A 24,494-nucleotide genomic window follows, 5' to 3' on the forward strand; every position below is an offset into this window, starting at 1 on the left:
CCAATTGGCGGGCCCTGTCGTTGATGGCACGAGAGGCGAGACGCTTACCCCTGACGCACCCCGTCGATCTCGCGCACGAAGGGCGGCAGGGCATCGAGCAGGGCGCGGCCGTAGCGGCGGGTCAGCACCCGGCGATCGAGCAGGCTGATGCGCCCGGCATCCGCCTCCTTGCGGATCAGCCGCCCGCAGGCCTGCACCAGCTTGATGGAGGCATCCGGCACGCTGATGCGCATAAAGGCGTTGCCGCCGCGGCTCTCGATCCACTCCGCCAGGGTCGCCCCCACCGGGTCATCGGGCACCGCGAAGGGCAGCCGGGTGATCACCACATGGGTCAGGTAGGCGCCGGGCAGGTCGATGCCCTCGGCGAAGCTGGCCAGGCCGAAGATGATGCTGCCCTGGCCCTTGTCCACCCGCGCCCGATGGCGCTCGATCAGCTCGCGCTTGGGCAGGCGATCCTGGGCCAGCACCCGCTCGGCCAGCGCCTTGGGCAGCGCCTTCTCCACCGCACGCAGCTGGGCCCGGGACGAGAACAGCATCAACACCGCCTCGTCGGCACCGAGGCCGCCGATAAAGTCGAGAATGGCCGCCTCATGGGCCTCGCGGTCACCCGGGTCCACCGCCTCCCGGGGCACGCTGAGCACCGCCCGGGAATAATCGAAGGGACTGGGCAGGCGCTGGTAGCGGTAGCGATTGGCCAGGCCGGCGCGCTCCTGGAGGCGCTCGAAGCGTCCCAGCGCGGTCAGGGTGGCCGAGGTGACCACGGCGCCATAGCAGCTGCCCCAGAGGTGGCGGGCCAGGGTCGAGGCCGCCGACACCGGGCTCGCCGAGATCAAGAGGTCCGGCTCGCCCTGGAAGCGCTCGAAGGTCAGCCAGCGGGCCCGGGGCGGCTCGGCGGGGTCATCCTGCTCGGCGAAGGCCAGCCACAGGGCGTGGGCCTCCAGGGCGCGACCATGCAGCAGGGCCACCAGCGGCAGCCAGGCCTCCGCCTGCTCCCGGGGCAGGCCGGTGGACTTCTCCGGGTCGAGGCTCTCGCGGAGGATATCCGCCATGCTCTCCAGGGTGCGGCTCATCTCGGCGAACACCGGCACCAGAGCGGCGGCCTGATCGCGCAGCGCCTGGGGCGCCTCGCCCATGGGGAAGCGGTGATGCTGGGCGCTCTCGCCGGCTCCCTCCGGCAGCTCGGCGAGCTGGTGGGCCAGGCCGAACACCTCGCCGAGGCGCGGCTCCAGGGCCGCCAGGGCCTCCGGCAGGGTCGCCAGCAGACGTGCCAGGGTGGGCTGCACGGCCAGCGCCGCGTTGAGCTCGGTGAGCGACTTCTTGAGGGTACCCAGCCAGCGCAGGGCGCCGTTGACGGCGAAGCGGTGAGTAAAGTGCTCGATCGCCTTGTCCGGCAGGTGGTGCCCCTCATCGAAGATATAGATGCACTCGCCGGGGGCCGGCAGCACCACCCCGCCGCCCAGGGCCAGGTCCGCCAGCACCAGGTCGTGGTTGGCGACGATGACGTCGGCGCCCTCCAGGCGACGCCGGGCACGGAAGAAGGCACAGGCGGAGAAGTGACCGCAGCGGCGGTTGGTGCACTGGCGATGGTCGATGGTCAGGCGCCGCCAGTGGGCATCCTCGATGGCCTCGGGCCAGGCGTCGCGGTCGCCTTCCCAGCGCCCGCCGCCATAGGCCTCGCCCATGGCCTTGGCCAGGGCCTGGAAGTCGTCGCCGCTGTCGAGGGCCTGCTCGAAGAGCGCCAAGGTAGGATTCTCCTCGCCGCCCTCCAGGGCCTGGTCGAGGCGCGCCACGCAGAGGTAGCGCCCGCGCCCCTTGGCCAGGGCGAAGTCGAACTCGAGGCCGCTATGGGTCTTGAGCAGCGGCAGGTCCTGGTGCAGGACCTGCTCCTGAAGGGCCACGGTGGCGGTGGCCACCACCAGGCGCTTGCCGCGGGCCTTGGCCACCGGCAAGGCCGCCAGCAGATAGGCCAGGGTCTTGCCGGTGCCGGTGCCCGCCTCCAGCACGCAGACATGCTCGTCGCTGAGCCGCTTGCCGGCCTCGTCGGCCTGAATGCCGGCCAGGGTGCGGGCGATCTCGGCGATCATCAGCCGCTGGCCATAGCGGGGCGTCAGCTCGAGTCCCTCCAGCAGGCGCCGGTAGGCGGTCTGGATCTCGCCCTTCAGGGCCTCGTCGAGCATGGCCTCAGAGCAAGCCTTCCGGCGGATGCTCGCAGGGCAGCTTGGCGTCGATATAGCGCTCGATCTCCGGCAGGGAGAAGGCATCCTCCTCGCCCACGAAGCTGATCGACACGCCCTTGGCGCCGGCCCGACCGGTACGCCCGATGCGATGGACGTAGTCCTCCGGATCCTCCGGCAGGGTGTAGTTGATCACATGGCTGACGTCATCGATATGCAGGCCGCGACCCGCCACGTCGGTGGCCACCAGCACCTGCACCTCGCCCTCGCGGAAGCGCTCCAGGGTGGTGATGCGCTGGTTCTGGGGCACGTCGCCGGAGAGCATCGCCACGTTGATGTCGGCCTGGCGCAGCAGCTCGTCGAGCTTGCGCACCAGGTCGCGGCGGTTGCCGAAGACGATGACCCGCTCGAAGCTCTCCTGCTGCAGCAGCTTGACCAGCAGGCGCTGCTTGTCGGCATCGCTGACCAGGTAGACCCGCTGATCGATATCCGCCTGGTTGTCGACGGTGACGGCGATCTCCACCTGGGCCGCCTCATGGGTCCACTGGCTGGCCAGGTTGAGGATGTCCTCGGTAAAGGTGGCCGAGAAGAGGAAGGTCTGACGCGCTTCCTTCTTGGGGGTATGGCGGATGATGCGCTTGACGTCGGGGATAAAGCCCATGGAGAGCATGCGATCCGCCTCGTCCAGCACCAGCACCTCGACCTGGGTCAGGTCGACGTCGCGCTTCTCGTGGAAATCGAGCAGGCGCCCCGGGGTGGCCACCAGGATATCGAGCTTCTTGCCCAGGTTCTCGCGCTGCTTCTGGTAGTCCATGCCGCCGACGACGCTGGCCACATTGAGCTGGGTGAAGCGGGCCAGGGCCTTGGCGTCCTTCTCGATCTGCAGCGCCAGCTCGCGGGTCGGCGCGACGATCAGCGCCCGGGGCGCGCCGGGCTTCTGGCCATCCGGGGCCTCCTCCTCGAGGAAGTAGGCGAGGATCGAGATCAGGAAGGCGGCGGTCTTGCCGGTGCCGGTCTGGGCCTTGCCGACCACGTCGCCGCCGAGCAGGGTCTTGGCCAGGGCCTCGGCCTGAATCGGGGTGCAGTATTCGAAGCCCAGGGCATGGATGGCCCGCATCAGGGGCAGCGGCAGATCGAAGTCATGGAAGCGCCACTTGCCCGCCACCGCCGGCACCTGGAACTGGCGCAGGTCCCAGTTGGACCCGGACTTGCGCGGCTTGCGACGCCGACGCTTGGGTTTGCGGTTCTGGGCCGGCTGCGGCGCCGCTGCTGTGGGGTTATCCGACTCGCTCATAGGCTGTGATTCTGTCCCAAATCGTTCAGTGGATGTGGCCTGGCGACATGCCCGGGCGATTCCAAGCGAGGTATTGTAGCAGGGCTTGGCCGCCAGGGCTCGCCAAGCTGTCTCAGGACGCGACCGCCCTGCTAGAATAGGCGGCCAACGCGCAATGGAGCCGCTACTCATGACCCGCAAGAAAAAGACCCGCTCCCTGGCCGACCGGGTGACCATCCGCACCGGCCGGCGCAAGGACTACAAGAAGTGGCGACACGAGAACCCCGACGAGGTGGGGTCGTCGCAGCGCTTCCAACAGAAGAAGGCCGACCAGCGCAAGCGTCAGGCCGAGCGCAAGCAGGCCCGCCAGGAGCAGGCCCCGCGCATCGAGATTCACCCGAAACGCGCCGACAAGGACGACGAATGATGCGCCTGGTGTCCTTCAATATCAACGGCATCCGCGCCCGCCTTCACCAGTTGGAGGCGCTGGTGACGAGTCAGCGTCCGGCGCTGATCGGCCTGCAGGAAACCAAGGTGGATGACCCGGAGTTTCCCCGCGCGGCGGTGGAGGCCCTGGGCTATCGCGTCTACTTCCATGGCCAGAAGGGCCACTACGGGGTGGCGCTGATGATCGACCCCGCCCAGTGCGGCGAGCCGGAAAGCGTCTACTACGGCTTCCCGGACGATGCCGAGGACGCCCAGCGGCGGATGATCGGGGTGCGCATGCGCCCCGCGGGGAGCGAGCCGCTGACGGTATGGAACGGCTACTTCCCCCAGGGGGAGAACATCGAGCATCCGGTGAAGTTTCCCCACAAGCGCCAGTTCTATGCCCAGCTCAGGCGCCTGCTGACGGAGGATCACCGCCCGACCGAACGCCTGGCGGTGATGGGAGATTTCAATATCTCGCCGGAGGATAGCGATATCGGCATCGGCGAGGCCAACCGCAAGCGCTGGTTGCGCGACGGCAAGACCAGCTTCCAGCCGGTGGAGCGGGAGTGGCTCTCGGGCATCAAGGCCTGGGGCCTGGTGGACAGCTACCGGGTCCGTTACCCGGATATCGACGACCGCTTCAGCTGGTTCGACTACCGCTCCAAGGGCTTCGATCGCGAGCCCAAGCGAGGCCTGCGCATCGACCATATCCTGGTCACCGCGCCCCTGGCCGAGCGCGTCGAGGATGCCGGCATCGACTACGTCCTGCGCGGCATGGAGAAGCCCTCGGATCATGCCCCGGTGTGGACCGAGCTGGCTCTCTGACTGCCCCGTCGATAAGCCACTCCATCGGGGGCGCGCGCCTCGGCTCGCTCACCCGACTTATGAGATGACTCAAGGGGTCGACTCAAGGGGCTTGATCAAGGGCCTCGGCGGAGTCCAGGGTGGCCAGCCAGGCCTCGGCTCGCGTATCCCCCAAAGCCGCCGCCCGTGCCCAGGCATCGGCGGCGGTCGCGTCCCGCCCCCAGGCATAGGCCAGCCGCCCCAGGGCGAGCCAGTCCTCTGCCATATTGCTCGCCTCGGCCAGCGCCCGCCAGGCGCCCAGGGCCCGCTCGCGATCCCGGGCCGCCTCCCAGGCCTGGGCCAGCAGACGCCGGCGCTCGAGGCTGTCCTCCAGGGCATGCTCCTCGAGGGCCGCCTCCAGTAGCTCGGCGGCCCGGGCCGGGGTGCCCCCGGCCAGATGCAGGCGGATACGCCGCTCCAGGTCCCCGCTGCCCGAGAAGACCCCTTCCCGCCAGCCCGCCTCCCAGAGGGCCGCGGCCCGCCCATGGCGGCCCAGCCGCTGGGCCAGGCCCACGGCGCGACGCCAGGTCGCGGCCTCGGCACCACTCGCCAACCTGGCTTCCAGGCGGGCCAGGGCCTCGCCGCCGCGGCCGGCGCGCTGATAGACGGTGGCGGCCAGGGCCTGCTGATCGGGCGAGCCCCCCGCCGGCACCCAGTCGGCGGCGCCCCCCCAGCGCCCGAGTTCGGCCAGGGCCCGGACCAGGCGCCAACGCGGTGCCCGCTCCTGGGGATGATCGCGCACCCAGCGCTCGAGCAGCTCGGCGCCCCGGGCGGCCTGTCCCGCGGCCAGGCGCAGCTCCGCCTCGCGACGCAGCCAGCGGTCGTGGCGCTCGCCGGGCGCCACCAGCGAGCGCGCCCGGGCCAGGTGATCGGCGGCGGCGGCGTGGCGCCCGGCGGCGGCCTCGGCGCGGGCGGCCAGCTGGGCGTAGAGGGCCGCGGCCCAGCGGTCGGCGGCATTGCCGGCGGCCAGGCGAGCGTGCTGGGCCGCGGCACGCTCGGCCACCGCCGCCCCCTCCCCCGCCGCCAGGCGCTGCTGGAGTCCCTCCAGGTCGCGGATGGTGGCCCCGGGCAGGGCCGGCTCGGCCAGCGCCAGGGGAGCGGCCAACCAAAAGCTCAGTGCTACTAGCAGAGGGCGCGAAAGAAAGCGGAACATCGGCGTGTTTACCTTAACTGGAATTCCAGGCCATGGATGGTGGCAGCGGGCGGCGCCGGTTGCGCCGGAGGCACGAACAGAGAGCGGGACATCGGCGTGTTTACCTTAACTGGAATTCCAGACCATGGATGGTGGCAGCGGGCGGCGCCGGTTGCGCCGGAGGCACGAACAGAGAGCGGAACATCGGCGTGTTTACCTTAACTGGAATTCCAGGCGCTGCTGGGCACGGCGCAGTCCCTCGGCCGGTGCGAAGCGCCAGCGGGCCACCGCCTGCCGGGCGGCGCGATCGAAGACATTGCGCGGCCGGGCCGAGATCACCTGGATGGAGTCCGTATCGACGCTACCGTCGGCGCGAATCAGGAAGCGCAGCTCCACATGGCCCTCGATGCCGCGGCGCTGGGCGCGACTGGGGTAGTCCGGCGGCACCCGGCTGGTGGGGGCCAGGGCACCCACTTCCACCGGCGCCTCGCTGACGTCCCCCGGGGTCGGGGCGCCGGCGGGCTCGCTGGCCACGGCGGTGTCGGCCGGCGCCTCGCTGGGTGAGGGGCTCGGCGCCGGCGCGGGCTCGGGGGAAGGCTCGGGGACGGGCCGCGGCTCGGGACGCGCCTCGACCAACTCGGGCAGCGGCTCGTCGAACTCCACCGGCTCGAGCTCCCGGGGCGGCAATTCCGGCTCCGGCAGGCTCACCGGGCTCGCCTGGGGCGGCGCCGGCTCGGGCAGCGGCGGAGGCGGCGGCGCCGCCTGGGGTGGCGCCGCCTCGGCGACGCGCGGCTCCGGCACCGCCTCGGGAGCCTCCACCAGGTTCATGCTCATGGGCGCATCGAGCACCTCGATCTCCGCCTCCGGCGGGGCCACCAGCAGCGCCAGCAGCCAGAACAGCAGCAGCGCCAGGGCGGCGCCGCCCAGCGCCGAGAAGGGCACCCGGGTCATGAACCGCTCCGGGTGGCGGCCACCGCCACCTGCGCCACGCCGGCCTCGCGGATGCGATCCATCACCTCGATCAGCACCCCGGTGGGGGCCTCGCGATCGGCCTGAATCACCACCGCGCCCTCGCCGCTGACTAGGTTAGCCACGCTGTCGCCGACCCGATGACGGTCCACCGGGTCGCCATCCACCCAGACCGCCCCCTCGGCGGTAATCGCCACCATCACCTGGGCCTCCGCCTGGGGCGTGGCGGCGCTCGACTCGGGGCGCTCGATCTCCACCCCGCTCTCCTTGATAAAGCTGGTGGTGACGATGAAGAAGATCAACATGATAAAGACCACGTCGAGCATCGGGGTCAGGTTGACTTCATTGGCGTCGCCGCCATCGGCGACGAGACGGCGCCTACGCATGACGTTCCTCCACGGCCCGGGCCAGGCGATCGTGCAGACGCTGGTCCTCGCGGCGAATGATATGTTCCAGGCGGCTGGTGAAGAGCAGGCCCACCACCGCCACGGCCATGCCGGTCAGGGTCGGCAGGGTGGCCCGGGCCACCCCGTCGGCCATGGCCCGCGCCTGGCCGCTGTCGCTCAGCGCCAGGCTATCGAAGACGCTGATCATGCCGGTGACGGTGCCCAGCAGCCCCAGCAGCGGACAGAGTCCCACCAGCAAGCGGAGCCAGGGCAGCGGGCGACGCAGGCGACGCAGCAGGGCCTGGGTCCAGGCCTCGCGCAGGGTCAGGGCGCTCCAGCTGGCGTGATCGGCCCGCGCCACCCAGTGGCCAATCAGCTCGCGGCGGGCGCGGCGATAGGTGACGCGGAAATACCAGACCCGCTCCAGGGCCATGGCGAAGAGCAGCATGGCCACCAGAGCGATGCCCACCAGCACCGCGCCCCCCGCCTCCACCAGGCGTTCCAGGGGCTCAAGCCAGAGCGGCATCACGACGCGCGCGCTCCTCGTCACGGCTTGCGGTCGGGCCACGCCCTTCCAGGTGCTCGGCCAGGGCCGCGCTGGCCAGCCCCTCCACCACGCCGGCTAATTGACGGCTGCGGGCGCTCAGGGCGGTATGGGCGAAGAGTAGCGGCACCGCGGTGATCAACCCCAGCACGGTGGTGACCAGGGCCTGGCTGATGCCGCCGGCCATCAACTGGGGATCGCCGGTGCCGAAGACGGTGATCGCCTGGAAGGTGACGATCATGCCGGTGACGGTGCCCAGCAGCCCCAGCAGCGGGGCCACCGCGGCCAGCAGCTTGACCAGTGGCTGGCCGCGCTCCAGGCGCGGCAACTCGGCCAGCACCGCCTCGTCGAGGCGCGCCTCCAGGGCCTCGGGCACCGGGTGTCCCTCGCCGGAGAGGGCGCGGAAGCGCGCCAGCACCCGCCCCAGGGGGTTATCGTCGCGCAGCGTCTTCAGGTCGCGGCGCTGGCGGCGCACCGCCAGGCTGACCCGCAGCAGGTAGGCGTACTGCAGCAGTGCCACCAGCATGCCGGCGGCGCCGAGCGCCACCACCACATAGCCCACGGCACCGCCCTGCCGGAAGCGCTCCCAGAGGCTCGGCTGCTGGGCCAGGGCCGTCAGCACCTGGCCGTGGGTGGGATCGATGGCCAGGGTCCGCGACGCCCCGGCATGGAAGGCGGCCAGGTCATCGGCCAGAGCCTCGGGGGAGCCTTCGGCCACCGCCAGGGTCGCGTCGTCGGCGCCGAGGCGCAGCAGCGCCTCGGGGGTAAAGGCGGCGAAATCCCCCAGGCGCACCACCGGGCGTTCGCGGATCTCGCCGTCGACGCCGGCCACCGGCGCCATGAAACGCACCACCCGGCCGGTCTCGGCGGTCAGCGCCATCAGGCCATCGGCGAAGGCCTCCAGGTCGGCCAGGGTCAGCACCTCCTCGCCATCCAGCCGCGGCGGCAGCTCGGCGCCATGGGTGGTGAGCCAGCTCTCGGCCAGGGCATCGCGCAGCTCGCCGCCATGGCGCGCCAGGCTGGCGAGGATCGACGCCAGGCCGTCGTCCTGCTCGCTGCGGCGTGCGGCCAGGGCCTCCCGGCGCTCATCCAGCGCCGCCTCACGCTCGCCGAGCTCCCGGTGACGGGCCTCGACCTCGGCATGGGCCGCACGGGCCTCTTCCAGGGCGCTCTCCAGGGCCTGGCGATCGCCGAGCAAGGCCTCGAGACGCGCCAGGTCGCGGGCCTCGGCGGCCTGACGCTCGGCGCGCAGGCCGGCCGGCGAGGCCTCCCGGGGCTCGGCGCTTAGCGGGGCGACGACGAACCAGCCCAGCAACAGCACGGTCAGTCGTGACATCAGCCTCATGCGTCATCCTCCAGGGGCTGAGAAACCGGCAGGCGCAGCAGTTCCGGCGCCCGTTGATCGCGGGCCATGCGCAGGCCCTGGCGCACCTGGCGACGCTGGGCGTCATCCAGGGCATCCCAGCGCCCCGGCTCCGCCAGCCAGACGCCGCCCCGACGCCCGTCCGGGGTCAGGTAGTAGAGACCGACGCGCCCCAGGCGCAGGAAGTCCACCTCGCGGCGCGTCTCCCCCGCGTCCAGGGTGCCGCGCCAGGCATCCATCTCGCGGCCGTAGTCGAGCTCGGCACGCCAGGCCGCCAGGATGCGCTCCAGGCGCTCGGCGTCGTCCAGGTCGGGGTCGGTGAGGCTCCCGCGCAGGGCCTCGACCCGGCCCCGGCGCTGCTCGACCAGGAACGGCAGGTCGGCATCGACCCAGGCGGCGAGGCGCTCGATCAACGCCCGTTGCAGTTCGGGCAGGGCCTGGCGGGTATCGGCCAGGGCCTCGAGGGCCGCCTCGCGGCGATCGAGGCGCTCGGCGCGGGTCGCAAGGCCCGGCGCCAGGCGTTGGTTCTCCAGCCTCAGGCGGCGGGTCTCCCCCTCCAGGCGGCGCAGCTCCTCGAGCATGGCACGGCTCTCGTCGTCGGCGGCATCGATGCGTTCCTGCAACGCCGCCTGGGCCTGCTGCGCCTCCCGATGCGTGTCCAAGGGCGTCGTGGCCAGGACGGGAAGGCTCAGGGCCAGTCCCATGAGTCCTGCCAACCCGCGGATGCGCCACGCTGCGATGGCGGTTCGATTCACTCTCGCCTCCTGGAAATGGTGATGATGCGATGCGCTACGCTAAACCAAACAATAATAATTATCAATTATAAAGATCGCCGAAGCCGCCGCCCCGCCAACCAACAATCGCAACGCCCCGTTACGGGTATTGCAACACCGGTGCGCCTTCCTTCGAACCAGAACCGGCGCAGTCGCCCGGCATCTAACGCAGGGCCACCCGCGTCAGCGTAGCGCCGGCTGCACCGCCTCGAACCAGGGCCGACACAAGCCACGTCCTTATATCGCCCAGCGATCGCCTGACGCCTAACGCAGGGCCACCCGCGTCAGCGTAGTGATGGACTCGAACCACTGCTGACGCAGGCCACGCTGCTGCCCCAGCAATAGCCTCAGATAGGGAACCAGCGGGTGGCCGGCCGGCAGCCGGGCGGCGTGATCGCCCAGGGCCGGCTGATACTCCTGCTGCCGCGACGGCTGGTGCTCGGCACAGGCGCGTGCGGCGAGGGTCTCGAGGGGTGGCAACAGCAGATGGGTGGCGCCGCTGCCCAGGGCGAGACTCACCCCCTTGGCATCGAAGTCTCCCAGATAGCCGTGGGGCTTGCCGGTGGCGGCCCAGGCGTCGGCCAAGGCGGCGAAACCGCCACCATAGTGAGAGTCGCCGCGGTAGCACACCAGGGGCCGTGCCCCGGTGGCCGGCCCCGACGGTTCGACCAGGTCATAGAAGCTATCGAGATTCTCGACCTGCACGAGCACGTCGAAGGCGGCCGGGTCGAGCCGCCGCCAGTCGAGGTCCCGCACCTCCCGGGGCTCGGGAGCGATGCCGGGCCGGGGAAGCGCGGCGGGCAGGCTGACCAGTACTCGCCGTGCCCGGGGCGCCTCGCGATTGCTCTTGTCCTCGACGCTGCCGTGGCGGGCCTGCTCGGCGCTGGTCAGGCCGCCGAGGCGGATATCGAGGGCGGGTTCCCCCGAGAGGAAAAGCCTCTCCTCGATATCCGTCAGCAGGTCCCGGTCGAAGGACAAGCCGGCGCGGGAGCGCCGCCAGCCGGGGTCGATATGCCACTCGTCCAACAACTCGAGCACCTCATCGAGGGCCTTGCCGTTCGCCTTCGTGACCCGGGGCGCTCGATGCAGCCCCCGGGCGACGTCGCGAAGCAGCTTTCTAGCGTTAGCCGAGAGTGGCATGGGACCTCCTCAGGCGAGCCGCAGCAGCACGTCATGGATCAGCCGCAGCTGGTTATAGGGGCCGGCCTGGGACTCCTCCTGGTGCAGGTGGAAGGCCCGCTGCTCGGCCCGCGGCAGGCCGCGGTATTCGGCGATCACCTGGAACAGCCAGAGCTCCTCGCCCCATGTCAGTTCGCCCGCCTCGAGGTACGCCAGGGCGCTGAGGGGCTCACCGCCGCCATCCACCACCGCCAGGTAGTAGGCCTCCACGTCCTCCTTGAGGGCCTGCTGGCGGGCGGCGACCAGGGTCTCCTCGGGCGCCTGGGCGACGCCGGCGGCGGTCACCGGCTCGGGGCGCGAGGCGGGGCGAGGCAGCTGGTGGAGCAGCTCGGTCAGGGTGCGGACATCGGGAGCCTGGTCCAGGGCGGCGGCCCCCGCGGCGCTCAGGGGCGCGGCACGATTGACCAGCACCGGTACCTCGCTGCGCCTGGCGTAATTACCGGGCACGAAGTCCGGGTGTTCCCGCAGGAAGCCGACCATGCCGGCCACCAGGCGGCTGCGCGACTGCTGCTGGCGAAAGCGTGCCATCAACTCGATCAGCCGCCGCTGTACCTCGCGCAGGCTGGTGAAGTGCTGGGTGAGCTGCTGCTGCAACTGACTGACCAGCAGCTTGCGCAGGGCGCCGTCGCTGCCCACCAGGGCGATCAGCTCGTCGAAGTCGATCAGCGCCAGGCCATCGAGCAGGCGCACGATCTGCTTCTGGGCACGGGCGTTCTCGCGAATCTTGTCGGCCAGCCGGCTGACGAAGCCGAAGTCGCCGTTGAGGCGCCGCCACAGGCTGTCGATGGCATCGGCGAAGCGGCCGTTGAGGTCATCCACCTCCTGGCGCAGGCGCAGTAGCTGCTGCTCCTGGCGCCAGTACTCCCCGGCATCGCGGGCCTCCCGGTAGCTCTGCACCAGGCCGCGCATCAGCTCCAGGGTCTCGGCGACGTCGGCATTGACGTGGCGACGGGTCTCGTCGGCGAGCATCTCGGCGATCAGCTCGCGCACCTTGGGGGCGAGCTTCACCCCACCCTGCTCGTCGGGGCGCCACAGGAGGCGCGCCGCCAGCAATCGATTCAGGGCGGTGGTGCTGAGCCCCTCCAGGGGCACCTCATCGCGGGCATAGCCGGCCATCAACGCCTCGGCATGCTTGCCCAGCAGCGCCAGGCGCTCGACGCCGGTGGTGACCAGGCGGCTCTCCAGGGCCTGAGCGTCGCCGCCACTCACAGCAGGCGCTCCTGGCCGGCCGACACCTGGTCATCCACCGGCAACTGCTCCTCGTCGCGGATCAGGCGCACCAGATCGATCAGGTAGTCGATCTTGGCGGTGACCACGAAGTACTGGCGGTCGGCGTGGGGCTGGAGCAGGTAACCGTGCTCCTTGAGGCGCTTGAAGACCTGCTTGAGCTGGGCGTCGAGCTGGTCGCTCTGGGAGCCGAAGAAGGGGTCGCTGGCCAGCCGCTCGAGGCGCTCGCGCAGGCCCTGGTTATCCTCGCAGCGGGAGCTGAAATCGGCGGGCTTGAGCACATCGCCGGGGGCGGCCAGGCCGTCGCGCCCCAGCGCCTCCTGCACCAGCTGCAACCACTCCAGCAGGGGCAGCAGGCTGGTCACGGTGTCATTGAGCTGACGCGAGAGTTGATCGCGGGCGGTCTCGTCGAGCCGACGCCAGGCGAGGAAATAGACGCTGCCCTCCGCGTTGGTCGCCAGGCGCCGATTGAGCGGGCGCAGGTAGGCATCGACCCGCTCGCGGGTCGCCTCGTCCTGCAGATGCCGGAAGGCGTTCTCGTCGCTGACCGCGCAGACGAAATCGCCGGCCAGCAGGCGCTCGAGCAGGGGGCCGAATTCCACCATCGAGGACTCGCTCATGGGGCGACCCCCTCGGCATGCGCCTGCAGGCGCTGGGCCAGGCGCGAGAGGCGCGGCTCGATGCGTTTGAGGCGACGCTTGCCGGGATCAATGGCGTCGCGATCGATCAGGTAACGGTGGTGGAATAGCAGCAGCACGTCCGACTCCGGATTGGGGAAGGCTCCGACGATCTGGATACGGTTGTTGTCGCAGGCGCCGAAGAGCTTCTCGACGTTGTGGTAGGCCAGGGTACCGATCTCGTCGATGGGCCAGTGAATCGCCACCCGGGCCTCGCCGCGCAGCAGCCGGGTGAAGGCGAGCAGGAACTTGCACAGGATCAGGTAGGCCATGCCGTGACTGGAGGACTCCAGCAACTGACGGTCGTTGCGGATCACCAGGTCGGTGCCGCCCTCGTTGAGGTGCAGCTCCAGGCGCAGCAGGCTCTCGAAGTCATAGCGCTGATCGCTGCGCAGCAGCTCCACCACGTCGGCCAGGGCGTCGAGGTAGTCGTCGCCGGGCAGCGGCTGCCCGGAGTCACGCCACTCGTGGTAGCGCTTCGCGAAGCGCTTGAGCGGCTCCCAGAAGCCCAGCTCGTCGATGGTCGACTGGATCTTGACCTCGGCGCGGCCGATGCCCTCCAGGCGCAGGTCGTCGGCGACCTCGTCGGAGAGGCGCCGACTCTGGGCATTGATGCGCCGATTGAGGTCGCGGAACACGGTGAAGAACTTGTCGAGGTCATCGGAGAGATTGCGGCCCTCCTGCAGCAGCTGCTGCTGTTGCCCCTCGAGCAGCTGCAGCATGCCCCGCAGCACGGCCAGCAGTTGACGGGGCCCGGCCTCCTCGAGCCGGGCGCGCTCGGCCTCCAGGGTCGCCTGAAAATCGGCGCTGGCGCCCTTGATCAGCTCGGCCTCGACCTTCTCGCCGCCGCGACGCAGCTCGTCGAGCGACCGGGCGTGATCGGCCAGCGCCTGGCGGGTGCGCTCGATGCGCTCCTCGGCATCCCCCGGCGCCTCGCCGCGGGGCGTCGTGTCGGGGGCGAGGCTCAGGGCCTCGAGCCGGGCGAGCAGCGGGACCAGGGTCTCGAGCAGTTGCTGCTCGGCGTCGCGCCGGGCCTTGAGTTCACCGACCGCCGCCTGGTGCTCGCGCCGGTCGGCCTGGAAGGCCGCCTTCAGGGCCTCGCGCTCGCGCTCGGCGGCCTGATGCTCCCGGGAGAGCCGCGCCTCCTTCTCCACCAGCCGCGGCTTGCGCTCGTCCCACTCCACGCGCATGAAACGGGCATAGTCGTCCAGTTCGTCGCGACGCTCGGCCGTCTGGCGGATGCGCTGCCCCAGGGCCTCGAGGCGCGAACGGGTCTCGCGCAGGCTCGCCGTATCGACGCCCCGCTCCGCCAGCTCCCGGTCATAGGCGGCCTGCAGCTCCTCCCGCTGGCGGCGGTTTTCCGTCTTGTGTTCGTCCCACTGGCGGCGATGCCGGGCCACCTGCTGATCGAAGGCGGTCAACCGCCCCTGGAAATCGGCGGTCAGCTCCAGGCGCTGGCCCCGGTGCCCATCGTCCAGCGCCTCCAGGGCCTGGCGGCGCTCCTCGTCGAGCGCCTGCTGCCGGGCCTCCTGCTCCTCCAGGGCCTCGCGGGCGGCGGCCTGACGGGCCCGGCGGGCGGCGGCCTGGCGCTCCTGGCACTGGCCGCGGGCCTGGAGGGCGTAGTCCACCTCCTCGGCGGCGCGACGCTGGTCGGCGCGGGCCCGATCGAGACGAGCCCTGAGCGCCTGCACCGCCTCGTGACGGGCCGTCAGGGCTTTCTCGGCGCTCCCTTCGGCCTCCTGGGCGGCGGCCAGCGAACGCTCGGCGGCGTCGATGTCGGCCAGCAGGGTCGCCTCGTCCCGGGCATGCTCGGGCAGGGCGATGGCGGCAAGGTCCAGGACCAGCCCGAAGAGGTCATCGCTGGCCCCCTCATTGAACTGCGGGGCCAGGTCGCGGCGCTCGAGCAGCGGCGGAGCGATCACCTTGCCCAGGACCTGCTCCCAGCCCGGCCGGTGGTGGCGCAGGAAGTGACGCAGGCTGCCCTGGGCGGGGTCGCGCTGGACCCGCAGCGCCTCGAGGTGGGCCTCGGCCCGGGAGCGCTGGGCTCGCGCCAGCTCCAGGTCACGCTCGGCCTGGCCCCGGGCCTGCTTGCCGGCGTCGAGCTCGGCACGCAGGCCATCGAGGGTCGCCGCCGCGGCGCTGTGCTCCGCCTGGGCCTGATCGACCCGGGCCTGGGCCCGTTCCGCCTCGCGGCCCTCCTCCGGCGTCTGGGCCTGATGGGTCAGTTGCGCCTTGAGCTCGGAGAGCCGGGCGGTGCCCTGCGCCAATCGGGCGCGGTAGTCGTCATCCAGGGCCTGACGCCGGGCCTGATAGTCGGCATCCAGGCGACGCTCCTCGGCGTTCTGGGTCTCGCGGCAGGCTTCCTTCTCCTCGCCCAGGGCATCGATCAGCGCCTGGATCTCCTCCCCGTGCCGGCTCAGCAGGTCGCCGAGCTCGACGAGTCGCGCATCGAGGCGCGCCTTGCTCTCGCTGGCGGCCTGCTGCATCAGCTCGAGGTGGTCGCGCAGTTGCTGTTGCTGCTCCCGCCACTGGGGCAGCGCCTTGAGGTCGCGCTCGAGCCCGGCCATGTCGGCCGCCTCATAGGCCTCGAACTGGCGCTGCAGGTCATCGAGCACCCGGCGGGACTGATCCAGCTCGCTGTCGAGCTCGCTGAGGCGCTCGTTGAGCTCGCCGCGCGCCTCCTCGAAGGCCTGTTCCCGGGCCTGGAAGTCGCGCTGGCGGGCACCGAGCCGGGCCTCGAGATCGGCGCTGGCGCGCTCGGCCCGGTGGCGATCGGCCTCGAGCTGGGGCCGGAGCTGCCAGAGTGCGGCCTCGAGGTCGGCGATCTCGCGATCGAGGCGCTCCAGCGCCTCCAGCGAACGCTGCAGGGGAGCGAGCCGCATGGATTGACGCATCCGGGCGATCCACTCCCGGGCCTTGGTGTTGCGAATCCGGGTCACCGGCAGTTCGACGCCATCTTCCTCGAAGATCGCCGCCAGCATGGTCTTGAGGGTGTCCATCTTGCCCTCCTTGGCATGCACCGCCGAGACCAGCTTCTCCATATGGCGCAGCCGCTGGCCGGGGCGCACCAGGCTGAAGCGGGCGGCCAGCTGGCGCAGCCGCAACCCTTCCCGGCGGCTGCCCGGCCCGGCACCCTGCTGGGTGAAGTCGTTCTGGATCACGCTGCGATACTCGGAGGTGGCGCCCAGCTTGTGGGAGGTGCCGATGCCCTGGCGGCGCAGGCCGGCGAGCCACTGGGCGTAGTCCAGGGCGGAGACGCCGCCCTCGCTGTGCACCAGGTAGTCCTCGGGGCGATAGGGGGCGCCGACGAAGCGGTACTCCACGCCCCCCTCGCTCTTGCGGGTCAGCACCGCCTGGCAGAGCTCCCCCTCCTCGCGGCGATACTCGTAGACCAGGTAGCTGTTGCGATGCGGCAGGTAGAAGGCGTCGAACTTGAGACGCGTCTTGGGGACGACCCGGTTGGGCAGCTCGCCATAGAAGACCGGCACCAGCCGTTGCAGGGTGGTCTTCCCCGAGGCATTGGTGCCGCAGATATTGGTGTGGCCATCGAGGCTCAGCTCCACCACGCCCTCGAGATGGCCGTGAATCATCACGATACGTAATAGCTGTGCCATGCGAATCCCTTGCGCTTCCAAAGCACCTATCTTGCCAGAGCCGGCACCGAGATGCCGCCCATGATGGCCTTCACCAGAGTGACTGCAGCTAGTATGTTTCTGCTCCCAAGCCGGGGCCCCTGGAGCCAGGACTCGCAAAGACGCTGTGAATCCGTCCCTGGAAGCTCGACTTTATCGTCCCTGATAAAGACGCTTTGCTCTGCCCTGCCCCCGGCGCCCCTCCATCATGCCAACGATGCCAGCCCTGCCACCTCACCCCATCACCGGCATCCCCATAACGACACGAGCCGATCCCCGGGGGGATCGGCTCGTTTATGGGCGACCTGGAAGGTTTTTTCCAGGAAGGTCGCCTTACAGCTTCTGCTCCAGCTCCGGCAGGGCGTCGAAGAGGTCCGCCACGAGACCATAATCGGCCACCTGGAAGATCGGCGCCTCCTCGTCCTTGTTGATGGCGACGATCACCTTGGAGTCCTTCATGCCGGCCAGGTGCTGGATGGCACCAGAGATGCCCACGGCGATATAGAGGTCCGGGGCGACGATCTTGCCGGTCTGGCCCACCTGCATGTCGTTGGGCACGAAGCCGGCATCCACCGCGGCCCGGGAAGCGCCGATGGCCGCCCCCAGCTTGTCGGCGATGCCGTCGAGCAGCTTGAAGTTCTCGCCGTTGCCCATGCCGCGGCCGCCGGAGATCACCACCCGGGCACTGCCCAGTTCGGGGCGGTCGGACTCGGCCAGGGCCTCTTTAACGAAGGTGGAGCGGGCGTTGTCGACCACGGTCTCCACGGCCTCGACGCTGGCGCTGCCCCCTTCGGCCACGGCATCGAAGGCGGTGGCGCGCACGGTGATCACCTTCAGGGCGTCTTCGCTCTGCACGGTGGCGATGGCGTTACCGGCGTAGATGGGGCGACGGAAGGTATCGGCGCTCTCCACGGCGATGATCTCGGAGATCTGGCCGACGTCCTTGAGGGCGGCGAGGCGCGGCAGGACGTTCTTGCCGGTGGTGGAGGCCGTGGCCAGCACATGGCCGTAGTCGTCGGCGAGCGCCACCAGCAGGTCGCCCAGGGGCTCGGCCAGCTGATGGGCATAGACGGCGTGATCGGCGACGCGCACCTTGGCCACGCCGTCGAGCTTGGCGGCGGCCTCGGCCACGGCGCTCACGCCTTGGCCGGCCACCAGCACGTGGATATCGCCACCGATCTGCTGCGCGGCGGCGACCACATGGGCGGTGGCGCTGCTCAGTTGGCCGTCATGATGTTCGGCGAGTACCAGGATGCTCATGAGATCACCTTCGCTTCGTTCTTCAGTTTATCGACCAGCTCGTCCACGGAGCCCACCTTGATGCCGGCCTGGCGCTCCGCCGGCGGCTCGACCTTGAGCAGCTTGACGCGGCCGGCGACATCGACGCCGAGATCGGCCGGTGTCTTGACGTCCAGCGGCTTCTTCTTGGCCTTCATGATGTCCGGCAGCTTGGCGTAGCGCGGCTCGTTCAGGCGCAGGTCGGTGGTAACGATGGCCGGAAGCGACAGCTCGACGGTCTGCAGGCCGCCATCGATCTCGCGGGTCACCTGCACTTTTCCCTCACCCTCGTCGCCGCTGACCTTGACCTCGGAGGCGAAGGTGCCCTGGGGCAGGCCGGCCAGCGCCGCCAGCATCTGACCCACCTGGTTGTTGTCGCTGTCGATGGCCTGCTTGCCGAGGATCACCAGCCCCGGCTGCTCCGCCTCGACCACCTTGGCCAGCACCTTGGCGGCGGCCAGGGACTCGACGGTGGCATCGGTTTCCACATGAACGGCGCGATCGGCCCCCAGAGCCAGGGCGGTGCGCAGCTGCTCCTGAGCCGCCTTGGGACCCACGGTCACGGCCACGATCTCGCTGGCCACGCCCTTCTCCTTCAGGCGAACCGCCTCTTCCACGGCGATCTCGCAGAAGGGGTTCATGGCCATCTTGACGTTGGTAAGATCCACGTCGGAGTGGTCCGGCTTGACCCGGATCTTGACGTTGTAGTCGATGACGCGTTTGACCGCGACGAGTACTTTCATGGTGTCCTCGCTTGGTTCTGGAAAGTCGAACCCTTGTGGTTAGAACCGGCGGGCTGGTTCTTGTAACCCTTCGTTAGATACTCGGTCGAGCGTTTGATAGGCCGCCCGGGTAAAGTGTTGTCAATCTGCCACAGCGGGCGGGGTGACGACAACGGCTGAGCCGCCTGAGTCGGCCCTGGGCCGGCCTCAATCGCGCCTGGCCGGCCCCCGAGGTCGCCCTTGGTAGGGGTGTCTCGGAATTTCTATTATGCATATCATGGCGGAAGACTAGAAGCAAACGACCGTTTTAAATTACGCTGACCGGGTCACGACCTATCAAGCCCCGGCGGAATCCCGCACAATACGCCGTCAGGCGACACGAGAAACGCCCTTGGGATGGTAATTTTCAAGCGACGTGACGCTTTCCGGGGTCCTGGGTTTCCCGACGCATTCGAGGAGAGAACAAAGTGGAACAGGTAGAACGCGATTCGATGGAGTTCGACGTGGTGATCGTCGGCGCCGGCCCCTCGGGCCTGTCGGCGGCCTCCCGGCTGATGCAGCAGGCGGGTGAGGCCGGCCAGGAGCTGACGGTCTGCGTGGTGGAGAAGGGCTCGGAGGTGGGCGCCCATATCCTCTCCGGGGCGGTCTTCGAGCCCCGCGCCCTGGCCGAGCTCTTCCCCGACTGGGAGGAGCGCGGCGCGCCCCTGACCACCCCGGCGACCCGCGATGAGGTCTACCTGCTCAAGGATGCCGAGAAGGCCCAGAAGCTGCCCAATGCCCTGGTGCCCAAGTCGATGCATAACACCGGCGGCGACATGCCCCGCTATGTGATCAGCGCCGGTAACCTGTGCCGCTGGCTGGCCGAGCAGGCCGAGGGGCTGGGGGTGGAGATCTTCCCCGGCTTCGCCGCCCAGGAGGCGATCGTCGAGAATGGCGTGGTCAAGGGCATCCTGATCGGCGACATGGGCGTGGGCGCCGATGGCCAGCCCAAGGACGGCCATATGCCGGGCATGGAGCTGCGCGCCAAGTACACCCTCTTCGCCGAGGGCGCCCGGGGCCATATCGGCAAGCGCCTGATCGAGCAGTATGACCTGGCCGCCGGCCGCGATCCCCAGCACTACGGCATCGGCCTCAAGGAGCTGTGGGATATCCCCGCCGACCAGCACGAGCCCGGCCTGGTGCTGCACGGCTCCGGCTGGCCCCTGGACAAGTCGACCCATGGCGGCTGGTTCCTCTATCACGCCGAGAATTCCCAGGTGGTGGTGGGGCTGATCATGGACCTCTCCTACGAGAATCCCTGGCTGTCGCCCTTCGACGAGCTCCAGCGCATGAAGCACCACCCGGTGCTGGCCAAGCACCTCTCCGGCGGCAAGCGGGTCGCCTACGGCGCCCGGGCCATCACCAAGGGCGGGCTGAACTGCCTGCCGAAGATGACCTTCCCCGGGGGCCTGCTGATCGGCTGCGATGCCGGCACCCTCAACTTCGCCAAGATCAAGGGCCTGCACACCGCCATGAAGTCGGGCCTGGTGGCCGCCGAGGCGGTCTTCGAGGCCATCGCCCAGGGCGACGAAGGCGGCCAGGAGCTGACTGCCTTTAGCGACAAGTGGCAGGCCAGCTGGGCCTACGCCGAACTCAAGGAGAGCGCCAGCTTCGGCCCGGCGATTCACAAGTACGGCACCGTCGGCGGTGGCGCCTACAACTTCGTCAACCAGCTGCTGGGCGGCAAGCTGCCCAATGTCCACGACACCACCGCGGACCATGCCCGACTCAAGCCGGCCAGCCAATTCGAGAAGATCGACTACCCCAAGCCCGACGGCAAGCTCTCCTTCGACAAGCTCTCCTCGGTGTTTCTGTCGAACACCAATCACGAGGAGGATCAGCCCTGCCACCTGAAACTCGCCGATCCCGAGCTGCCGATCCGCGACAACCTGCCGGAATACGCCGAACCGGCGCAGCGCTACTGCCCGGCGGGGGTCTATGAGGTGGTCGAAGGGGACGACGGCACGCCGCAGTTCCAGATCAACTTCCAGAACTGCGTGCACTGCAAGACCTGCGATATCAAGGACCCGGCCCAGAACATCACCTGGGTGGCGCCGGAAGGCGGCGGCGGGCCCAACTACCCGAACATGTAACCCGGCTTCGCCGGGAGCTGGAAGCTGGAAGCTGGAAGCTGGAAGCTGGAAGCTGGAAGCTGGAAAACAGCCTGAATTGCACCGCCGCCGGGACAAGGCCCGGCGGCGGTTTTTTCTTCCAGCTTCAAGCGTCCAGGCGCGAAGCGCCGCTCTTCGAGCTTACGACGGCGAAGCCGCCGTGGCGATGGGCCGCCCGGGATCGCGGATCCAGTCGCTCCAGGAACCGGCGTAGAGGCGCGGCAGGGGTCGCCCGGCCACGGCGTAGGCGAGAATGTTATGGCAGGCGGTGACCCCGGAGCCGCAGTAGGCCACCTCGGCCTCGGGGAGCTCCCGGGCCAGCACCGCGGCGGACCGGAAGCGCCCCTCGGCGGTCAGATTGGCGGCGCTGGGGTGACAGCGGGCCCCGGGAATATGCCCCGCCACCGGGTCGATGGGCTCCTCCTCGCCGCGAAAGCGCGCCTCGCCCCGGGCATCCACCAGACTCGGCGACTCGGCCTGCAGGTCTTGCGCCGACACCCAGGCGCCCTCCTCGAAAGACGGCGCCCAGTCGCTTGGCTCGAGCGTCGGCGCCTCGGTGTCCAGAGCGCCCGCTTCCGCCTGCCAGGCGGCCAGGCCGCCATCCAGCACCCGCACCTCGGGATGGCCCGCCCAGCGGGCCAGCATCCACCAGGCCCGGGCCGCCGCCAGCTGGCCGCCCCTATCGTCATAGAGCACCACGGGAACCCCGGGAGTGATTCCCAGCCGTTGCAGGCTGGCCGTAAAGGCCTCGCGACTCGGCAGGGGGTGGCGTCCGCCCTCCCCCGGCGGCGCCGCCAGGTCACGATCCAGGTCCAGATGCCGACTGCCCGGCAGGTGGCCCTGCCGCCACAGGTCGCGCCCCGCCTCGGGCTCCCCCAGGCGGGCGCGGCAGTCGAGGATGCACAGCGGCGCCCCGGTCTCGATCGCGTGGCGCAGCTGGTCGGCGGTAATCAGGGGATCGATCATGCGGGGGCTCCGGGTAACCATTCGATGGGCGCGCGACTGGCGATCAGGCGTCGCCGGCCGACCTGGGTAAAGCGGACCTCGATCACCGGGTCCTGGGGCTCCCCCTCCACCACCAACACCTCGCCCTCGCCGAAGACCGCATGGCGCAGGCGCTGACCGGGGCGTGGCGCCGCCGCGCCCCGGTAGTCGGCGGCGGGGCTGGCCACGCCGGCGGCCTCGGCGACCAGCGGCAGCTCGAGACCCTGGCGGCGCAGGTAGTCCGCCACCAGCGGCGCCGCGGCGACCGGCAAGGGCTCGGTGATCGCCTGGGGCGCCGCCAGGGCCTCGGCCAGGCGGTTGCACTGGGCCCAGTGGGTCTCGGCCAGGAAGCGGCTGGGCGGGTGTTCGCCGCCGTCATGGAGCAGCAGCAGGCGCTCCCGGGCCCGGGTAATGGCCACGTAGTAGAGGCGCCGCTCCTCCTCCAGGCGCGCCTCGTCGAGGGGGGTGTCGCGGCTGTAGTGGGGAAAGTCCTCCTCGTTGGCGCCCCACAGGGCCACCAGGGGCCACTCCAGCCCCTTGGCGCCATGCACCGTGGTGATCAGCACCCCATCGTCGCGATTCTCCACCGGGCTGCGCAACAGGGCGATAAAGGCCTCCGGGTCGCTGCCCAGCTCGGCGGCCTGCTCCACCAGCACGTCCAGCAGGCGCACGTCCTCCTCGCCCTTCTCGCGGCGCGCCGCGGCGCGCTTGAGCACCTTCTCGGCATCCAGGCGTTCCACCACATGGGTCAAGAGGCGATCCGCCGGCCAGCGGCTGCGCTTGGGCAGGTCGCAGAGCAGCTCCCAGCGCCGCTTGAGGTTGCGCCGCTGGATCGGCTTGAGGCCGGCCAGCAGCGGGTCATGGCGTTCCGGGTAGGCCTGGGTCTCGGCCAGGTGACGCACCAGGGCCTGCAGGCGCTCGTGGGGCACGAAGGGGGTCGGCTGGGCGAACAGCAGGGCGAGGCGCTCGGGGTCGCGCAGGTAGCGCCCGTCCCGGGCCACCTCCAGGTAACCGGCCAGGGCCTGCACCAGGGGCAGACGGAAGACGAAGCGATCCTCCCGGCTCAGCCGGAAGGGAATGCCGGCGCGCAGCAGCGCCAACTGTACCGGCACCGAGAGCGCCCAGCTGCGCACCAGCACGCAGGCCTCGTCGAGGCCACGCCCCCCACTCCGCCAGTCGCCCAGGGCCTCCACCAGGCGGGCGCTGCCCTGAGCCAGGTCGAGGCGGGTCCGGGGGTTCTCCGGGGCCGCCAGGCAGAGCTGGTTCGGCCGACGCCGATTGGCGGCGATGGCATGGTTGGCGGCCAGGGCCAGGGCATGGCCGTGGCGGAAGGTGGTGGAGAGCGGATAGTCCCGGGCGGCGCCGAAGGTGGCGGTGAAATCCTCGAGCATGGTGTCCGGATGGGCGCCCCGCCACTCGTAGATGCACTGATTGGCGTCGCCCACCGCCATCACCGCCGCCCGGTCGCCGGCCAGCATCGCCAGCAGGCGCTGCTGGGCGGCGTTGATGTCCTGGTACTCGTCGATGATCACCTCATCCAGGTAGCCCTGGACCCGGGCCTGGAGGCGCGAGTCCGCCGCCAGCGCCGTCAGCGGGCGATAGAGCAGGTCGGCGTAGGTCATCTGGCCATGGTCGGCGAGGAGCTGCTCGGCGTGGCCATAGGCGGCGACAAAATGGCGCGTCTCGGGCCCCAGGGCGAGCCGCTCGTAGAGTCGCTCCGGGGCCACCAGCTCGGCCTTGACCAGTTCGCAGAAGTGGCCGAAGGCCTCCAGGGTCTCCGGCTCCAAGGCCCCCTCGACCTCCGTTCCCTCCCCCAGGGCCTGGAGGGTCGCCTGGCGCAGCAGGCGCTCGCGCTGCCACTCCTGGGTCAGCAGTTGGCGGGGCGCCAGCACGCCCCAGCGGGTCAGGCTCCGGGTCAGGCGGTGGCCCAGGGAGTGGAAGGTACGCACGTCCGGCAGCCGCTGGCCGGCCGGGGCATGGCGGGCCAGCTTGGCGGTGAAGTCCTCCCGGGCCGAGCGGTTGAACATCAGCACCAGCACTCGCTCCGGCGGCACGCCCCGGGCCAGCAGCGCCAGCACCCGGGCCACCAGGGTGGTGGTCTTGCCGGCCCCGGCCACCGCGGCGACCCGGGCATGCCCGCCCCGGTGGGCGACCACCGCCCGCTGCTCCTCGGTCAGTCGCATGCCACCTCGTTTCCGTCCGCATCGAGGCAGCCCAGGGGGTGCCAGTGTCCGCCGCTGGTCAGCCCCAGGGCCAGAATCTCGCCCTGCCGGCGGTGCTCGGCGGCCTCCACCAGGCGGTAGAAGAGCGGCCGATTGAGGCGTCCACTCAGGCCATGGCGCAGGGCCAGCTCCGGCACCCGGGCCCCGTCGGGGGTCCGGCTCAGGGTCAGGGCATGGTCGCCGTCCAGACGCACTCGCTCCCCCACCTGGGTGGTCAGCCACCAGTCGCCGCCCTCATCCCGGTCGGCGTCGACGATCAGCAGGGGCCGATCCGCCACCCGGATACGCCACTTCTCCTCGGGGCTGACCAGGTAGTAGTGACCGTCCGCCTCGCGGCGCAGCACGCTGGCCAGCAGGCGCACCAGGGGGGCTCGACGAATCGGCGCCCCCTCGTGGATCCAGTGGCCCTCGGCGTCGATGGTCAGGTCCATGTCGCCGCACAGGGGCGGATCCCAGCGCTCCAGGGGCGGCATCGAGCCCAGGGGCGCCAGATGGGCCAGCAGGGGTTCCAGGGACATGGGGCGACTCCTCTTGCCG

At 70.4% G+C, this 24,494-nt stretch carries 20 protein-coding genes; 3 read left to right on the plus strand and 17 right to left on the minus strand.

Annotated features, from left to right (window positions below):
- Window positions 1–44: 44 nt before the first annotated feature.
- Window positions 45–2,177: an ATP-dependent DNA helicase DinG gene (gene dinG / locus NFU04_RS06535; RefSeq protein ID WP_251308715.1), complete on the minus strand. Its 2,133-nt coding sequence runs from the start codon at window positions 2,175–2,177 to the stop codon at window positions 45–47.
- Between the two features lie 4 nt (window positions 2,178–2,181).
- Entirely contained in the window at window positions 2,182–3,468 is a 1,287-nt protein-coding gene (locus NFU04_RS06540) for a DEAD/DEAH box helicase (protein WP_251308716.1), read from the minus strand.
- Between the two features lie 169 nt (window positions 3,469–3,637).
- Here NFU04_RS06540 and NFU04_RS06545 point away from each other — a divergent pair, with 169 nt between their 5' ends.
- A complete protein-coding gene (locus NFU04_RS06545) occupies window positions 3,638–3,874 on the plus strand; it encodes a hypothetical protein (protein ID WP_146804245.1) in 237 nt (78 codons plus the stop codon).
- Window positions 3,874–4,701 carry an exodeoxyribonuclease III gene (xthA, locus tag NFU04_RS06550; RefSeq protein WP_251308782.1) on the plus strand — a complete coding sequence of 276 codons (828 nt, stop codon included), beginning with the start codon at window positions 3,874–3,876 and terminating at the stop codon, window positions 4,699–4,701. The genes NFU04_RS06545 and xthA overlap by 1 nt, the downstream gene beginning before the upstream one ends.
- Window positions 4,702–4,783: 82 nt before the next feature.
- On the opposite strand, the gene NFU04_RS06555 is transcribed toward xthA, so the two are convergent.
- The 12 genes from NFU04_RS06555 to NFU04_RS06610 form a co-directional block, all read right to left on the minus strand.
- Entirely contained in the window at window positions 4,784–5,824 is a 1,041-nt protein-coding gene (locus NFU04_RS06555) for a hypothetical protein (RefSeq protein ID WP_251308717.1), read from the minus strand.
- A gap of 240 nt (window positions 5,825–6,064) precedes the next feature.
- A complete protein-coding gene (locus NFU04_RS06560; RefSeq protein WP_251308718.1) occupies window positions 6,065–6,802 on the minus strand; it encodes an energy transducer TonB in 738 nt (245 codons plus the stop codon).
- Window positions 6,799–7,206, minus strand: a complete 408-nt coding sequence (locus NFU04_RS06565) for an ExbD/TolR family protein (protein ID WP_146804449.1) — start codon at window positions 7,204–7,206, stop codon at window positions 6,799–6,801. The genes NFU04_RS06560 and NFU04_RS06565 overlap by 4 nt, the downstream gene beginning before the upstream one ends.
- On the minus strand, window positions 7,199–7,732 hold the full coding sequence (locus tag NFU04_RS06570; RefSeq protein ID WP_146804450.1) for a MotA/TolQ/ExbB proton channel family protein: 534 nt from the start codon (window positions 7,730–7,732) through the stop codon (window positions 7,199–7,201). The genes NFU04_RS06565 and NFU04_RS06570 overlap by 8 nt, the downstream gene beginning before the upstream one ends.
- Entirely contained in the window at window positions 7,716–9,086 is a 1,371-nt protein-coding gene (locus tag NFU04_RS06575; RefSeq protein ID WP_459382071.1) for a MotA/TolQ/ExbB proton channel family protein, read from the minus strand. Before NFU04_RS06575 ends, NFU04_RS06570 begins: the two co-directional genes overlap by 17 nt.
- Window positions 9,087–9,091: 5 nt before the next feature.
- The gene (locus tag NFU04_RS06580) at window positions 9,092–9,817 is read right to left on the minus strand and encodes a DUF3450 domain-containing protein (RefSeq protein WP_251308720.1); all 726 of its coding nucleotides are present in this window, start codon (window positions 9,815–9,817) and stop codon (window positions 9,092–9,094) included.
- A 333-nt stretch (window positions 9,818–10,150) separates the two neighbouring features.
- On the minus strand, window positions 10,151–11,026 hold the full coding sequence (locus tag NFU04_RS06585; RefSeq protein ID WP_251308721.1) for a DUF7281 domain-containing protein: 876 nt from the start codon (window positions 11,024–11,026) through the stop codon (window positions 10,151–10,153).
- Between the two features lie 9 nt (window positions 11,027–11,035).
- Window positions 11,036–12,274 carry a hypothetical protein gene (locus tag NFU04_RS06590; RefSeq protein ID WP_251308722.1) on the minus strand — a complete coding sequence of 413 codons (1,239 nt, stop codon included), beginning with the start codon at window positions 12,272–12,274 and terminating at the stop codon, window positions 11,036–11,038.
- Window positions 12,271–12,897 (minus strand): condensin complex protein MksE, encoded by a 627-nt coding sequence (locus NFU04_RS06595; RefSeq protein WP_309296786.1) that lies wholly within the window; start codon window positions 12,895–12,897, stop codon window positions 12,271–12,273. Before NFU04_RS06595 ends, NFU04_RS06590 begins: the two co-directional genes overlap by 4 nt.
- An 11-nt stretch (window positions 12,898–12,908) precedes the next feature.
- The gene (locus NFU04_RS06600) at window positions 12,909–16,583 is read right to left on the minus strand and encodes an ATP-binding protein (protein WP_251308724.1); all 3,675 of its coding nucleotides are present in this window, start codon (window positions 16,581–16,583) and stop codon (window positions 12,909–12,911) included.
- Window positions 16,584–16,934: 351 nt separating this feature from the next.
- The gene (locus NFU04_RS06605; protein WP_251308725.1) at window positions 16,935–17,861 is read right to left on the minus strand and encodes an electron transfer flavoprotein subunit alpha/FixB family protein; all 927 of its coding nucleotides are present in this window, start codon (window positions 17,859–17,861) and stop codon (window positions 16,935–16,937) included.
- A complete protein-coding gene (locus NFU04_RS06610; protein WP_251308726.1) occupies window positions 17,858–18,622 on the minus strand; it encodes an electron transfer flavoprotein subunit beta/FixA family protein in 765 nt (254 codons plus the stop codon). Before NFU04_RS06610 ends, NFU04_RS06605 begins: the two co-directional genes overlap by 4 nt.
- Before the next feature lie 446 nt (window positions 18,623–19,068).
- Between NFU04_RS06610 and NFU04_RS06615 the strand changes: the two genes are divergently transcribed.
- Window positions 19,069–20,733 (plus strand): electron transfer flavoprotein-ubiquinone oxidoreductase, encoded by a 1,665-nt coding sequence (locus tag NFU04_RS06615; protein WP_251308727.1) that lies wholly within the window; start codon window positions 19,069–19,071, stop codon window positions 20,731–20,733.
- A 159-nt stretch (window positions 20,734–20,892) separates the two neighbouring features.
- Here NFU04_RS06615 and NFU04_RS06620 read toward each other — a convergent pair whose 3' ends face one another.
- The 3 genes from NFU04_RS06620 to NFU04_RS06630 are packed head-to-tail and all read right to left on the minus strand — an operon-like array spanning window position 20,893 to window position 24,475.
- The gene (locus NFU04_RS06620; protein WP_251308728.1) at window positions 20,893–21,717 is read right to left on the minus strand and encodes a sulfurtransferase; all 825 of its coding nucleotides are present in this window, start codon (window positions 21,715–21,717) and stop codon (window positions 20,893–20,895) included.
- Complete coding sequence (locus NFU04_RS06625) at window positions 21,714–23,918, minus strand: ATP-dependent helicase (protein ID WP_251308729.1); 2,205 nt, start codon at window positions 23,916–23,918, stop codon at window positions 21,714–21,716. Before NFU04_RS06625 ends, NFU04_RS06620 begins: the two co-directional genes overlap by 4 nt.
- On the minus strand, window positions 23,909–24,475 hold the full coding sequence (locus tag NFU04_RS06630; RefSeq protein ID WP_251308730.1) for a DUF1285 domain-containing protein: 567 nt from the start codon (window positions 24,473–24,475) through the stop codon (window positions 23,909–23,911). Before NFU04_RS06630 ends, NFU04_RS06625 begins: the two co-directional genes overlap by 10 nt.
- Window positions 24,476–24,494: the final 19 nt, after the last annotated feature.

The sequence above is a fragment of the Halomonas sp. NCCP-2165 genome, assembly GCF_023708045.1.
Taxonomy (GTDB): Bacteria; Pseudomonadota; Gammaproteobacteria; order Pseudomonadales; family Halomonadaceae; genus Bisbaumannia; species Bisbaumannia pacifica.